Source organism: Nocardia sp. NPDC004860 (assembly GCF_040609015.1).
Classification (GTDB): domain Bacteria; phylum Actinomycetota; class Actinomycetes; order Mycobacteriales; family Mycobacteriaceae; genus Nocardia.
On record NZ_JBEXJI010000002.1, the window covers coordinates 265,304 to 278,613 of the forward strand.

Sequence of the window (13,310 nt, forward strand, 5' to 3'; positions counted from 1 at the left end):
CACTATCCGGGAGGTAATCCGAGATGCGGATTCTCGTCGTCAATGTCAACACGACCGCGTCGATGACCGACGCCATCGCCGCCCAGGCCCGCGCGGTCGCGGCCGAGGGCACCGAGATCGTCGGTCTCACACCGAGATTCGGCGCCGAGTCGGTCGAGGGCAACTTCGAGAGCTACCTCGCGGCGGTCGGCGTGATGGACGCCGTCGTCAACTACCCGGAGCCGTTCGACGCGGTCGTGCAGGCCGGTTACGGCGAGCACGGGCGCGAGGGCCTGCAGGAGCTGCTCGACGTCCCCGTCGTCGACATCACCGAGGCCGCCGCCATGACGGCGATGCTGCTCGGCCACGCCTACTCGGTCGTGACCACCCTCGATCGGGCCGTGCCGATGATCGCCGACCGGCTCAAGCTCGCCGGCCTGGACGCGCGCTGCGCGTCCGTCCGCGCGAGCGGCCTGCCGGTGCTGGCGCTCGAAGAAGATCCGGCGGCGGCGGTGGTCGCCGTCGTCGACCAGGCCGAGCGTGTGGTCCGCGAGGACGGTGCGGAGGTCATCTGCCTGGGCTGCGGCGGTATGGCGGGCCTGGACCGCCGCATCGCCGAGCGCTGCGGCGTGCCCGTCGTGGATGGCGTGAGCGCTGCGGTCAAGCTCGCGGAATCGCTTGTCGCACTGGGCCTGTCGACCTCCAAAGTGCGGACCTTCGCGGCACCGCGCCCGAAGGCGGTCACCGGCTGGCCGCTGTCGGGGGCCGCTGCCGGGCTGCTGTCCACCCTTCGCGCCTGACACTCGCGCGGTATCGTTTCCCGGCGATATCGCGGGAAATCCATGCGTCCGTGCGCTGCTCAAATGGGTCATTGGCATGAAAGCGGCTCCGCGCGCGAGGCATTCAGAGTGAAACGTGCGTAACTCAACGGTAGTGTGAATCCGCGTGACCCGATTGTTATCGGGTTCGATTCAGACTATTTGGAGATCGATGACTTCCATGAAGTACACAAAGTTCGTGGCCACCGCATTCATTGCCGCCGCCGCGACCGGTATTGCCGCGGGCACCGGCTACGCCGTCCCCGTCGACCCCGCTCCGGCGGTGGAGCAGTCCCCGTCGACGCTGCACGGCAGCCAGCAGGGCGTCGACTACAACGTGGCGCTCACCGACGCGAACGACATCGTCACCCAGGTGACCGGCGGCCGGTTCACCCTGGATGCGGCCGGCCAGACCGTCTTCCTGAAGAACCAGGCCGGCGATGTGGTGACCCAGGTACCGCTGAACGGCACGCTGGCGGGCAAGCAGTACGGCCTCACCGCCGCCATCGACACCGCGGGCACCCAGCTGACCCTGACCCCGGTCTCGGCGCCGGTGTCGACCGCCAAGGACATCGACTCGCAGGCCGACTTCTTCGGTCAGCTGCAGCACGCCGCGCTGGGCGGCATCATCGGCGGCATCCTGGGCGCCTTCCTGTTCGGGATCGGCGCGATTCCCGGCGCGATCATCGGACTGCTGATCGCCGGCGGGCAGCCGCTGATCGACTCGGGCTCGGCCTATTTCAGCGGGCAGCCCTGAAAACGCTGATTCTCGGCGGCACCCGGGAAGCCCGGGAACTCGCCGATATCGCGTCGGGCGAGCGAGGATTCGACATCGTGTCCTCGCTCGCCGGGCGCGTGCGCGACCCCGTGCTGCCGGTCGGCGAGGTGCGCGTGGGGGGCTTCGGGGGCGTCGCCGGGCTGCGGGACTGGTTGCGCGGCAATGGAATCGAGGTCGTGGTGGATGCCACGCACCCGTTCGCCGGGGGCATCACCGCCAATGCCGCGGCCGCGGCCGCGAGTCTCGGGATACCGGTGCTGCACGTGCGGCGGCCGGGATGGACCGAGCAGCCCGGGGATCGATGGATGCGCGTTCCGGATCTGTCGCTCGCGGCGGAAGCCGCCGCGGCCCTGGGGAAACGAGTCTTCCTCACCATCGGCCGCCAGGGCGTGGCCGCGTTCGCGCACTCGGACGCCTGGTTCCTGATCCGGGCCATCGACCCGCCCGACGGGGCGATGCCGGCCGATCACGAATTGCTGCTCGCCCGTGGGCCTTTCAGTGTCGCCGACGAGACCGCGCTGCTGACCGAACAGCGCATCGACGTCATGGTGACCAAGGACAGCGGGGGAGCGCTGACCGAGGCCAAACTCACCGCCGCGCGCGAACTCGGCATACCGGTCGTGATGATCGACCGGCCGCCGCTGCCCGCGGGCGCGGAACAGGTGGAAACCGTTGCGGCGGCCTGGGATTGGCTGCGCGCCCGGCGCGGAACGGGAAGCTAGGCCGGCCGGGCTCAGGACAGGCGGCTGGTGCGGTCGAGCAGCTCCGGCAGCCGATCGAACCACTCCAGCACCGCGCGCTCGTAGCGGATGCCGAAATCCAGGGTGGCCCGCTCGTAGGGCGACATGCGCTGCTCGTCGTGGCCGGACAGGTAGCCGGACAAGCGCTGCTCGTGGACGGTGCGGCCGGCGGCGACGATGCGCTCGAGCCGCTGAGGGTCGACGAACTCGCCGAAGGAGAGGGTCAGCAGCAGCGGCACCCGGATGGTCTCCGCGCCGGGATCGCGGGCGATCCACTCGGCGAAGGCCTCCCGGCCGTCCTCGGTGATCCGGTAGGGGGTGCGGTCGCGGGCGCCGGCCGCACCCTTGTCCACCAGTCCGTTCTGGTGCATGGTGGCCAGTTCGCGGTAGACCTGGCTCTGGGTGATGGTCCAGAAGTCGCCGATGCGGTCCTGGGCCAGCGCCACCAGATCCCACCCGGACAGTTCGCCCTGGTGGAGGAATCCGAGTAGGGACGCGGCCGTCGAGTTGAGCGGGCGTCGAGCATTGTCTTCAGGCACCGGCACTCCTTCCAGCCTACGTTCTACAGTGGAATATTAGTCTCCGTAGCGGCGCGACGTGAACACCCGGGGTCCACCGGCCGCGTCGAACACCGTGGTGGTCGACGCGCCGATGATCAGCAGGGTCCGCATGTCCACCTCGGCCGGATCCAGCTCCGCCAGCGTCACCACCCGCACCGACTCGGCCGGGCCGCCCACATCGCGGCCGATCACCACCGGCGTCTGCGGCTTGCGGTGCTCGAGCACGAGATCGCGCATGGCCGCCACCTGCCAGGTGCGCTGCGACGACGCCGGGTTGTACACGGCGAACGCCATATCCGCCGACGCCACCGCCGAAATCCGTTGCGCCACCGTCTCCCACGGCTTGAGCCGATCCGACAGCGAGATCATGGCGAAATCGTGCCCCAGCGGCGCGCCCATCCGGCTGGCCACCGCACTGGCCGCGGTCACGCCGGGCAGGACCCGCACCGGCACCTCCCGCCACTGCGGATCCGCCGACTCCTCGATCACCGCCGCCGCCATGGCGAACACGCCGGGATCGCCGGAGGAGACGACCACGACCTTCGCGCCCTGCTTGGCCATGTCCAAAGCCATTCCGGCGCGCTCGGATTCGACCCGATTGTCACTGGCGTGCCGCCGCTGCCCCGGACGCACCGGCACCCGGTTCACATACGTGGTGTACCCGACGATGTCGGTCGCCTCGGCCAGCGCCTGCCGAACCTCCGGCGTGGTCCATGCCTCCGCGCCCGGACCGAGACCCACTACGACGACCTCGCCGACCTCTCCCGATTGCGCTGCGCGGGGTTCGGCATCGGCGAGGGCGGCTGCGGGGGAGTGGGCGGCCGCCGTTCCCGGCCGGCCGTTCGTCGCGGAGGTGATACCGGAAACCATAGTGGCACTGGTTGTTCCGGAGGACGTGGGCGCACTGTCGGCCGTCAGCGCGATCCGCGTCGCGGGTTCGGGGCCCGGCACTATCGTGATCGCGAAGTAGGGGACGCTCGCTTCGTCGACCTCCGCGGCGCGCAGCACCCGCTGGCGGGTCGAGCTGGCGCGTTCGACGTAGTAGGCGTCGTCGAGGCGGCCGGAGTCGGAAAGAGCCTGGCGGACACCGGGGTAGGTGCGGCCCAGCTTCATGATGGCGGCCGCGTCGGTCTCGCGCAGGCGGCGGGTCAGTTCCTCGGTGGGCATGGTGCCGGGCAGCACGGTGAGGACCTGGTCGCCTTCCACCAGGGGGGTGCCCAGGGCGGCGGAGGCGGCGCTGACCGAGGTGACGCCCGGGATGATCTCGGTGTCGAAGCGGTCGGCCAGGCGGCGGTGCATGTGCATGAACGAGCTGTAGAACAGCGGGTCACCGGCCGCGAGCAGCGCGACGGTGCGGCCCGCGGCGAGATGGCCGGCCAGCACCCCGGCCGCGCGCTCGTAGAACTCGTCGATCGCGCCCTGATAGCCGCCCGGGTGGTCGGTGGTCTCGGTGGTCACCGGGTAGACCAGGTGCTCCTCGAGTTGGCCCGCACGCATGTAGGGGGCCGCGATGGCGCGGGAGATGCTGCGGCCGTGGCGGGCGCTGTGGAAGGCGATGACATCGGCCTCGCCGATGATCCGCGCGGCCTTGACCGTCACCAGTTCCGGATCGCCGGGTCCGAGCCCGACACCCCAGAGCTTGCTCATTCTTGTTCGCTCGCAATCGCATTGAGGGCGGCGGCGGTGATGGCGCTGCCGCCGCGCCGGCCCCGCACGGTCAGGAATTCGACACCGCCGTATGCGGCCAGGGCCTGCTTTGATTCCGCGGCCCCGATGAACCCGACCGGAATGCCGAGCACGGCGGCGGGCCGGGGCGCGCCCGCGTCCAGCATGTCCAGCAGGTGGAACAGTGCCGTCGGCGCATTGCCGACGGCCACCACCGCGCCGTCCAGCCGGTCGCTCCAGAGTTCCAGCGCCGCAGCCGATCTGGTGTTGTCCATGCGGGCCGCCAGCTCCGGCACCCGGGGATCGTCGAGCAGGCACAGCACGTCGTTGCCGGCGGGCAGCCGCTTGCGGGTCACGCCCGAGGCGACCATCTTGGCGTCGCACAGGATCGGCGCGCCGCCCTGCAGCGCGGCCCGCGCCTTGGCCACCACATCGGTGCTGAACTCGACGTCACCGGCCAGATCCACCTGCCCGCAGGCGTGGATCATGCGCACCACCACCTGTGACACGTCCGCCGGGAACCGGGCCAGATCGGCCTCGGCCCGGATGGTCGCGAACGAGCGCCGATAGATCTCGGCCCCGTCTTTGAGGTAGCTGGCGCGCACGTCGGACATGGAGTCCACCCTAGATTTCGCCGTCGGGGCCGTGCTGAGCGGGTCGTGCGCCAGCAGCTGGCGACCGGGTTCGGGCCGCCTCGCGACAGGGTTCAGCTGGCACAGTGGACCGTTCGCGGCCGGGCCGGATCACGTGCGGGGCCGTTCGAGCAGCCGGGACATGACGATATTGCTGCGGGTGCGCCCGACCCGCGCGTTCTCGCGAATACGCTCGACGGTCGCCTCGATCTCGGCCATATCGGTGGCCATCACATGCACCAGGGCATCGGCCTCACCGGCGATCGTCCACACCCCGACCACCTGAGGAATGGGTTCGAGGCTGCGGCGCAGTTCGGCGGGGGAGATGTTGTCGCGGTAGAAGACTTCGACATACGCCTCGGTGCGCCACCCCAGCGCGGCCGGGTTCACCACCGCGGTGAAACCGGTGATCTGCCCGCCCGCCACCATCTTGTCGACCCGCCGCTTGACCGCGGGCGCGGAGAGGCCGATCTCGGAGCCGATGTCCTGGAACGAGGCGCGCGCGTGCCTGAGCAGATGCGCCAGGATCTGCCGGTCCAGCTCGTCCATGCTCCCCCTTTCGCAATCATGCGCACGCATGGGTGGCACGCAATGAATCGCCGCCAATCCAGAGATTCGCGCAACGATTCGCTATTTCGAGCACAACGGTACGCCACCTACCTTCAGATCAGCCCCGTCCGCGCCGCTTCCGAGGGAGTCTCGTTGACGTCCGTAGCCACGCTGCCCGCCCGTGATCCCGCCGCCCGCCGACCCGTTCCCCGCCGCTATCTCATGTGCCGCCCGGAACACTTCGACGTCACCTACGCCATCAATCCGTGGATGGACACCTCCGACCCGGTGAACCGCACCCTTGCCCTGGCCCAGTGGGACGGGCTGCGCGCCGCTTACGAGGCGCACGGGCATCGGGTCGAGGTCATCGAACCGATTGCCGGACTGCCCGATATGGTGTTCGCCGCCAACGGCGGACTCGTCATCGGGGACCGGGCGTTCTCGGCCCGTTTCGCCAATCCCGAACGCGCACAGGAAGGTCCGGCCTTCCACGCGTGGATGGCGGCCCGCGGATTCGCCACGGTGGCCGCCGCCCGTGAAACCAATGAGGGCGAAGGCGATTTCGCCATCGCCGCCGACCGGATCCTCGCCGGGACCGGATTCCGCAGCGCCCCCGGCGCGCACGAGGAGGTGGCGGAGTTCTTCGGACTACCGGTCGTCTCGCTGGATCTGGTGGATCCGCGGTTCTATCACCTCGACACCGCGCTCATGGTGCTCGACGACACCATCGCCTACTACCCGGGCGCCTTCAGCGGGCCGAGCGCCCGGCTGCTGGCCGGCCTGTACCCGGACGCCCTCATCGCCGACGAGGAGGACGCGAATGTGCTGGGCCTCAACGGTGTCTGCGACGGCTACCACGTCTTCCTCAGCGAGAAGGCCGTCGGCCTGGCCGAGCAGCTGCGGGCCCGCGGCTACCAGCCGATCGGGATCGACCTGTCGGAGTTGCTCAAGTCCGGCGGCAGCGTGAAGTGCTGCACGCTCGAATTGCACCGGGTCAGAACGGCAGCCGGGTCCGGAACGGACTGACCGCCGGATCGTGCAGCGGGTGCGCCAGGATCAGGAAGCGCAGCAGCAGGATCGCACCGGTGATCTGCAACAGCGCCAGCGGGATCTCACCGAGGATCGCCGTGCCCGCCGACACCCACACGTCCCGGGCATCGGCGGTCACGATGTCGAACCAGGCGTCCACCAGCAGCAGCAATCCGGTGCCGAAGGCGGGGAGCAGCAGCACCACGCGCCGCTTCCAGCCCAGGTAGGCGGTGGTCGCCATCATCAGCACCAACGCGATGTCGAACCCGATCCAGGCCAGTGACCAGTTCTGCGCGTGATACTCCGCCGGCAGTGAGAACCCCAGGTACACGATCCACGGGATCAGCGCGAGACAGCCGCCGACCATGAGCGCCAACCGAACCCGCCGATGCACCCGCACCACCTCGGGCCGCGGCAGCAACCGCTCGGGCGGCAGCCGCAAACGCCCGATCAGCTCCCGCCGCTCATCGTCCGACATCGCCGCGATCTCTTCATCGCTGAGCTCCGGCACAGCCATGACCGCCTCCCGTCTCCGATGCTCGCCGCTGTTCTAGGACCCACTGTGCACCAGCAGGCGCGATAACCTGCGGCGGCATGCCCAGCGGGGACTTCGTGGTAGTGCGGCCGGGGCGGCTGCCCGCCGGGCAGTGCGAATGGCCTGGCACGGCAGGTGCGTTGCCAGGGCGGCAGACGGGGTTGACCGGTGTCGCGGGCGGGCCTGGCGGGGGACAGACGCGGGTTCGTACTCGGTGACGACGCCCTCGGCCTATGGGGACGGGACGATGCGGTAGCCGTCGGTTGTGGCGATGATGTCGGTGACCGCGCCCTTGGGGCGGCCGCAGCGGCGGTCGCAGCCGGACCAGTGCTGGCGGCCCGCGGTGACGATGTCATCGGCGTCGAGGCCTTCGCGCGCGAATTGTGGTGCGCCGGTGAGGACTACACGGCCGGTGTCCACGGCGTCGGTGGCGTCGGCGCGGACGTCGGTGAGCGACTTGGCGCAGCCGGGGCGGCCGGCACAGGCGCTGACCAGCAGCCAGGGGGAGTTGGCGTCGAAGATCAGGCCCATGGGGGCGAGGACGCGGACCACCTGCTCGGCCGTCCATTCGTCGAGATCGGTGAGGACCAGGCTGCGCCACGGGGTGAGGAACACGGGACGCTCGACGGCGGCAATGAATTCGGCGGTGCGGGCGGGCAGCGAGCCGAGGCGCACGCCGGCGCCGAGCGCGACCCGGTCGTCGTCCTGATTCAGCCAGCCGATCGGAATGTCCTGGCGCACCGGCAGTTCGAGGAGGTCGCCGGACTCGTCGAGGCCGGGCCGGGCGGTCAGCAGGTGATCGGTCAGTCGGGCGCGGCCGTCCGGGATCTCGTGCAACCGCCACTGGCCGTCGCGCAGCTCCAGGAAACCGTGCGCTGCGGCGAGCATGAGATCCACCGCGTCGGCAGGGGATACGCGGATACCGGAGTCCTTGCCTGCCAACAGGAGTGCGTAGGTGTTCTCGTCGAGCGCGTGCACACCGATATCCCCGCCCAGTTCGCTGACATCGCCGCGACCGTCGTCGAGGGTGAACAGCACCCGGCCGGGCAGGCCGGCCAGTCGCGGATGCGCCTGCAAACCATCGTCGAGCGCCGGCACCAGGGGATGCACATCGGTCCACCCGCCGACCCGCCCGGACAGCGGCGAGGCGACGATGTTCCGCACCCGCTCGTGCGTCGCGCTGGGTAGCAGGCCCGCGCCGGTCAGCCGCTCGGTGAGCGCGGCCGCGTCCCGCACCTGCCGGAACTGCACATTGCCGCGGGAGGTGAGCTCGATATTGCCGTCGCTGAGATCGACGGCCGCGGCGGCCAGGGCCTGCACCTGGCCGGGGGAGAGGTGCCCGCCCGGCACCCGGATGCGAGCGAGGGGACCATCGGCCGCTTGGTGCAGGCGCAGCACACCCGGGCAGGAATCGGGATCGGTTCGCGTCATGACGCCCCAAGCCTACGGAGGATGCCGAGGTCGGGCACCTACGGGCCGGGAACGGGACGGATCAGCTCCCGTAAGTATCCACATCTAGAGATATTGCGATCTGAGCATGTATCACGCGCGCGCCGGTCCGTGACGAACCGAGAGCATGGATCATGGAGCCGCAGTTGATCTTTCAAGGAGGAGATGATCGCGGCGCGGAGCGCTGGCCCCGGACAGAAAGATTCCGGGGCGTGGGCCCCGGAATCGTGATGGAAGGTCCGGTGGGTCAGCGCATGCGGTGGGGTTCGATGGCCCTGGGGGCGCCGCGGCGACGGGCGAAGGCGGGGGTGGATTCCCAGGTGTCGTTCAGGAGGCTCGGGACGTTGTGGTGGTCGACGTGGTCGCGGTGGACGGTGGTGGTCATGACCGTGATGCCGAACAGGACGGTCGCGGCGCAGACGATGCCGGCGAGCATGGCCCACTCGGTGTGACCGGTGCCGGCGGCCGTGAGGGCCATGGCCAGCGTTGCGAAGGCAACCAATACGCAAAAGTATCCCGACCAGGCAGCAAAGCGGTTCCGCCTGACCCATCCTGGAGTGGTTGGCATACGCGCAGCGTACGCGCCGCCCAGCGGGTCTCGAAGGAGCTCGGAGGAGCCTTTGCCGCACTGTGATCCGGGCGCGATACCGACCCTCCGCAGTCGGCGCGATAGCATCGGCGAGCTCGTCGAACGGAAGAATCCGGTGCAATTCCGGTGCGGTCGCGCCACTGTGACAGTCAGACCTTCCCGGCGGGCGCCGAACCGTGCTGGGCGCGTCACCCTAGGAAGGCCTGAAACCTGTGATCCTGCTGCTGTCCACCTCCGATACCGACCTGCTGAGCGCGCGTGCGAGCGGCGCCGAGTATCGGCTCGCCAATCCCGCGCGCCTACTGCCGGCGGACCTGCCCGCCCTGCTCGACGGCGCCGAGCTGGTGATCGTGCGCATCCTCGGCGGCAGACGCGCCTGGGAGCCGGGGCTGGAGGCGGTGCGCGCCAGCGGGATTCCGCTGGTCGCCCTCGGCGGTGAGATCGCGCCGGATGCCGAGCTCATGGAGTGCTCCACGGTGCCGGGCGGCGTGGCCGCCGACGCCCACAACTACCTGGCGGCGGGCGGCCCGCGAAACCTGCTGCAACTGCACAACTTCCTGTCCGACACGGTGCTGCTCACCGGGCACGGCTTCGAGCCGCCGGTGGAGATGCCGAGCTGGGGTGCGCTGGAACGGGATTCGCGCCCGGTCGCGGCGGACGCCCCGACGGTGGCGGTGGTCTACTACCGTGCCCAGCATCTGGCCGGGAACACCGGCTACATCGACGCGCTGTGCTCGGCCATCGAGGACAAGGGCGCGCGGGCGCTGCCGGTGTACTGCGCCTCGCTGCGCACCGCGGAACCGGAACTGCTGGCCGAACTGCGCACGGCCGACGCGCTCGTGGTGACGGTGCTGGCGGCCGGCGGCACCAAGCCCGCGACCGCGTCGGCGGGCGGCGACGACGAGGCGTGGGATGTGGGCGCGCTCGCGGATCTGGATGTGCCGATCCTGCAGGGCCTGTGCCTGACCAGCGGCCGCGAGCAGTGGGAGGCCAATGACGACGGCCTGTCCCCGCTGGATGTGGCCACGCAGGTGGCGGTGCCGGAGTTCGACGGGCGGATCATCACGGTGCCGTTCTCGTTCAAGGAATTCGACGCCGACGGGCTGTCGACGTATGCGCCCGATCCCGAGCGTGCGGCGCGGGTGGCGGGCATCGCGGTGCGATATGCGCGGCTGCGGCACATTCCGGCGGACCGGAAGAAGGTCGCCCTGGTGCTGTCGGCGTATCCGACCAAGCATGCCCGGATCGGCAATGCGGTCGGCCTGGACACGCCTGCCAGCGCCATCCGGCTGCTCACCGAAATGCGGCTCGCCGGTTACGATCTCGGCGCGGCGGGGGAGATCCCGGGTCTGGAAGAGGCCGATGGTGACGCGCTGATCCACGCGCTCATCGCCGCGGGCGGGCAGGATCCGGACTGGCTGAGCGCCGAACAGCTGGAGGGCAACCCGATTCGCATCGGCGCCGACCTGTACACGCGGTGGTTCGAGACGCTGCCGGAGGATCTGCGCGCGGCCGTGATCGAGGCGTGGGGACCGCCGCCGGGCGAGCTCTATGTCGACCGGTCCGCGGACCCGGAGGGCGAGATCGTCATCGCCGCACTGCGTTTCGGCAATGTGGTGCTGATCGTGCAGCCGCCGCGCGGGTTCGGGGAGAACCCGGTGGCCATCTATCACGACCCGGATCTGCCGCCGAGCCACCACTACCTTGCCGCCTATCGCTGGCTGGCCGCGCCGGAGGGCTTCGCCGCCGACGCCGTGGTGCACCTGGGCAAGCACGGCAATCTGGAGTGGCTGCCGGGCAAGACCCTCGGCATGTCGGCCTCGTGCGGCACCGATGCCGCCCTCGGCGACCTGCCGCTGATCTACCCGTTCCTGGTGAACGACCCGGGCGAGGGCACCCAGGCCAAGCGCCGCGCCCACGCCACCCTGGTCGACCACCTGATCCCGCCCATGGCGCGCGCCGAAACCTACGGCGACATCTCGCGTCTGGAGCAGCTGCTCGACGAGCACGCCAATATCTCCGCGCTCGACCCGGCCAAGCTGCCCGCCATCCGCCAGCAGATCTGGACGCTCATGCGCGCGGCCAAGATGGATCACGATCTGGGGCTGACCGAGCGGCCGGACGAGGAATCCTTCGACGACATGCTGCTGCACGTCGACGGCTGGCTGTGCGAGATCAAGGACGTGCAGATCCGCGACGGCCTGCACATTCTCGGCCAGGCCCCGGCGGGGGAGGCCGAGGTCGACCTGGTGCTGGCCATGCTGCGCGCCCGCCAGCTGTGGGGCGGCGAGGTCAATGTCCCGGGGCTGCGAGAAGCGCTGGGGCTCAGCGAATCCGGGGACGAGGCCCGCGAACGGGTGGACGCGTTCGAGAAGCTGGCGCGCGAACTGGTGCTGACCATGCAGGAGGTCAACTGGGATGTCGACTCCATCGACGCGGTGAGCGAGACCCTGCTGGGCAGCGAGCTCGCCGACGCGGCCGGGATCACCGAGGTCCCGGCCCGCCTGACCGAGGTGCGCAAGGTGCTGGGGTTCGCGGCGACCGAGGTGGTGCCGCGACTGCGGCAGACCGGCGTCGAGATCTCGCGAATCCTGCACGCGCTCAATGGCGGCTTCATTCCGGCCGGGCCGAGCGGATCGCCGCTGCGCGGCCTGATCAATGTGCTGCCGACCGGTCGCAACTTCTACTCGGTCGACCCCAAGGCGGTGCCGTCGCGGCTGGCCTGGGAAACCGGTCAGGCCATGGCGGATTCGCTGCTCGCACGGTACCTGGCCGACCATGGCGAGTACCCGCGCTCGGTGGGCCTGTCGGTGTGGGGCACCTCGGCCATGCGCACCTCCGGCGACGATATCGCCGAGGTGTTCGCGCTGCTGGGCGTGCGGCCGGTGTGGGACGAGGCCAGCCGCCGCGTCACCCGGCTCGAGGCCGTCTCGCTCGAGGAGCTGGGCCGGCCGCGCATCGACGTGACCGTGCGCATCAGCGGCTTCTTCCGTGACGCCTTCCCGCACGTACTCGCGCTGCTGGACGACGCGGTGCGATTGGTGGCCGAGCTCGACGAGCCCGCCGAATCCAACTATGTCCGTGCCCACGCCCAGGCCGACCTGGCCGAGCACGGAGACGAACGCCGGGCCACCACACGGATTTTCGGCTCCAAGCCGGGCACCTACGGTGCGGGCCTGCTGCAGCTCATCGACTCCAAGAGCTGGCGCACCGATGATGATCTGGCGCAGGTGTACACGGCCTGGGGCGGTTTCGCCTACGGCCGCGACCTGGACGGCGCGCCCGCCGCGGACGACATGCGCACGGCGTATCGGCGAATCGCGGTGGCGGCCAAGAACACCGACACCCGCGAGCACGACATCGCCGACTCCGACGACTATTTCCAGTACCACGGCGGCATGGTCGCGGCGGTGCGCGCACTGACCGGCAAGAATCCCGAGGCCTACATCGGCGACAGCACCCGCCCGGACGCGGTGCGCACCCGCACCCTGTCCGAGGAGACCACCCGGGTGTTCCGGGCGCGCGTGGTGAATCCGCGCTGGCTCGAGGCCATGCGGCGGCACGGGTACAAGGGCGCGTTCGAAATGGCCGCCACCGTCGACTATCTGTTCGGCTACGACGCCACCACGAATGTGGTCGCCGACTGGATGTACGAAAAGCTCGCGGAATCCTATGTTTTCGACGAGACCAATCGGAAGTTCATGGAGCAGTCGAATCCCTGGGCGCTGCACGGTATTGCGGAGCGCTTGCTGGAGGCGGCGGAGCGGAAACTCTGGGAACAGCCCGAGACCGACACCCTGGATCGGCTGCGGCAGATCTATCTGGAGACCGAAGGCGAACTGGAGTAATCGAATTCGACCGGTCTGTTCGATCGGTCGCGGCAGGCCGGGGTGACGCGCAGGACAAGGGCGGACAACCCCGGCACCTCGGTCTTCTGCCCTCCAGCCTGACCATTGTCGGCTGCGGTGTCGGCGGACTCCTCGGCGC

General features: G+C 69.9%; 12 protein-coding genes. 5 read left to right on the forward strand and 7 right to left on the reverse strand.

Going from position 1 to position 13,310, the window contains the following annotated elements; translation table 11 throughout:
* Positions 1 to 23: 23 nt before the first annotated feature.
* The 3 genes from ABZV44_RS05195 to ABZV44_RS05205 all read left to right on the forward strand — a co-directional run bounded on the left by ABZV44_RS05195 (position 24) and on the right by ABZV44_RS05205 (position 2,297).
* The gene (locus tag ABZV44_RS05195) at positions 24 to 779 is read left to right on the forward strand and encodes an aspartate/glutamate racemase family protein (RefSeq protein ID WP_354832244.1); all 756 of its coding nucleotides are present in this window, start codon (positions 24 to 26) and stop codon (positions 777 to 779) included.
* Between the two features lie 199 nt (positions 780 to 978).
* Positions 979 to 1,554, forward strand: a complete 576-nt coding sequence (locus ABZV44_RS05200) for a hypothetical protein (RefSeq protein WP_354832246.1) — start codon at positions 979 to 981, stop codon at positions 1,552 to 1,554.
* Positions 1,551 to 2,297: a cobalt-precorrin-6A reductase gene (locus ABZV44_RS05205; protein WP_354833104.1), complete on the forward strand. Its 747-nt coding sequence runs from the start codon at positions 1,551 to 1,553 to the stop codon at positions 2,295 to 2,297. The genes ABZV44_RS05200 and ABZV44_RS05205 overlap by 4 nt, the downstream gene beginning before the upstream one ends.
* An 11-nt stretch (positions 2,298 to 2,308) precedes the next feature.
* On the opposite strand, the gene ABZV44_RS05210 is transcribed toward ABZV44_RS05205, so the two are convergent.
* The 4 genes from ABZV44_RS05210 to ABZV44_RS05225 form a co-directional block, all read right to left on the reverse strand.
* Entirely contained in the window at positions 2,309 to 2,854 is a 546-nt protein-coding gene (locus ABZV44_RS05210; RefSeq protein ID WP_354832248.1) for a PadR family transcriptional regulator, read from the reverse strand.
* A gap of 36 nt (positions 2,855 to 2,890) precedes the next feature.
* Complete coding sequence (cobJ, locus tag ABZV44_RS05215) at positions 2,891 to 4,522, reverse strand: precorrin-3B C(17)-methyltransferase (protein WP_354832250.1); 1,632 nt, start codon at positions 4,520 to 4,522, stop codon at positions 2,891 to 2,893.
* Positions 4,519 to 5,154 carry a precorrin-8X methylmutase gene (locus ABZV44_RS05220; protein WP_354832252.1) on the reverse strand — a complete coding sequence of 212 codons (636 nt, stop codon included), beginning with the start codon at positions 5,152 to 5,154 and terminating at the stop codon, positions 4,519 to 4,521. Before ABZV44_RS05220 ends, cobJ begins: the two co-directional genes overlap by 4 nt.
* A gap of 129 nt (positions 5,155 to 5,283) precedes the next feature.
* Positions 5,284 to 5,721, reverse strand: a complete 438-nt coding sequence (locus ABZV44_RS05225) for an Lrp/AsnC family transcriptional regulator (RefSeq protein WP_354832254.1) — start codon at positions 5,719 to 5,721, stop codon at positions 5,284 to 5,286.
* A gap of 153 nt (positions 5,722 to 5,874) precedes the next feature.
* On the opposite strand from ABZV44_RS05225, the gene ddaH reads away from it, so the two are divergent.
* On the forward strand, positions 5,875 to 6,747 hold the full coding sequence (ddaH, locus tag ABZV44_RS05230; RefSeq protein WP_354832256.1) for a dimethylargininase: 873 nt from the start codon (positions 5,875 to 5,877) through the stop codon (positions 6,745 to 6,747).
* On the opposite strand, the gene ABZV44_RS05235 is transcribed toward ddaH, so the two are convergent.
* From ABZV44_RS05235 to ABZV44_RS05245, 3 genes are all read right to left on the reverse strand, one after another.
* Entirely contained in the window at positions 6,716 to 7,267 is a 552-nt protein-coding gene (locus ABZV44_RS05235) for a hypothetical protein (RefSeq protein WP_354832258.1), read from the reverse strand. The genes ddaH and ABZV44_RS05235 overlap by 32 nt on opposite strands.
* Positions 7,268 to 7,516: 249 nt before the next feature.
* Positions 7,517 to 8,716, reverse strand: coding sequence for a precorrin-3B synthase (gene cobG, locus ABZV44_RS05240; RefSeq protein ID WP_354832260.1), 1,200 nt, complete (start codon positions 8,714 to 8,716; stop codon positions 7,517 to 7,519).
* Between the two features lie 265 nt (positions 8,717 to 8,981).
* Positions 8,982 to 9,236, reverse strand: a complete 255-nt coding sequence (locus tag ABZV44_RS05245) for a hypothetical protein (protein ID WP_354832262.1) — start codon at positions 9,234 to 9,236, stop codon at positions 8,982 to 8,984.
* A gap of 299 nt (positions 9,237 to 9,535) precedes the next feature.
* Between ABZV44_RS05245 and cobN the strand changes: the two genes are divergently transcribed.
* Positions 9,536 to 13,171, forward strand: a complete 3,636-nt coding sequence (cobN, locus tag ABZV44_RS05250; RefSeq protein ID WP_354832264.1) for a cobaltochelatase subunit CobN — start codon at positions 9,536 to 9,538, stop codon at positions 13,169 to 13,171.
* Positions 13,172 to 13,310: the final 139 nt, after the last annotated feature.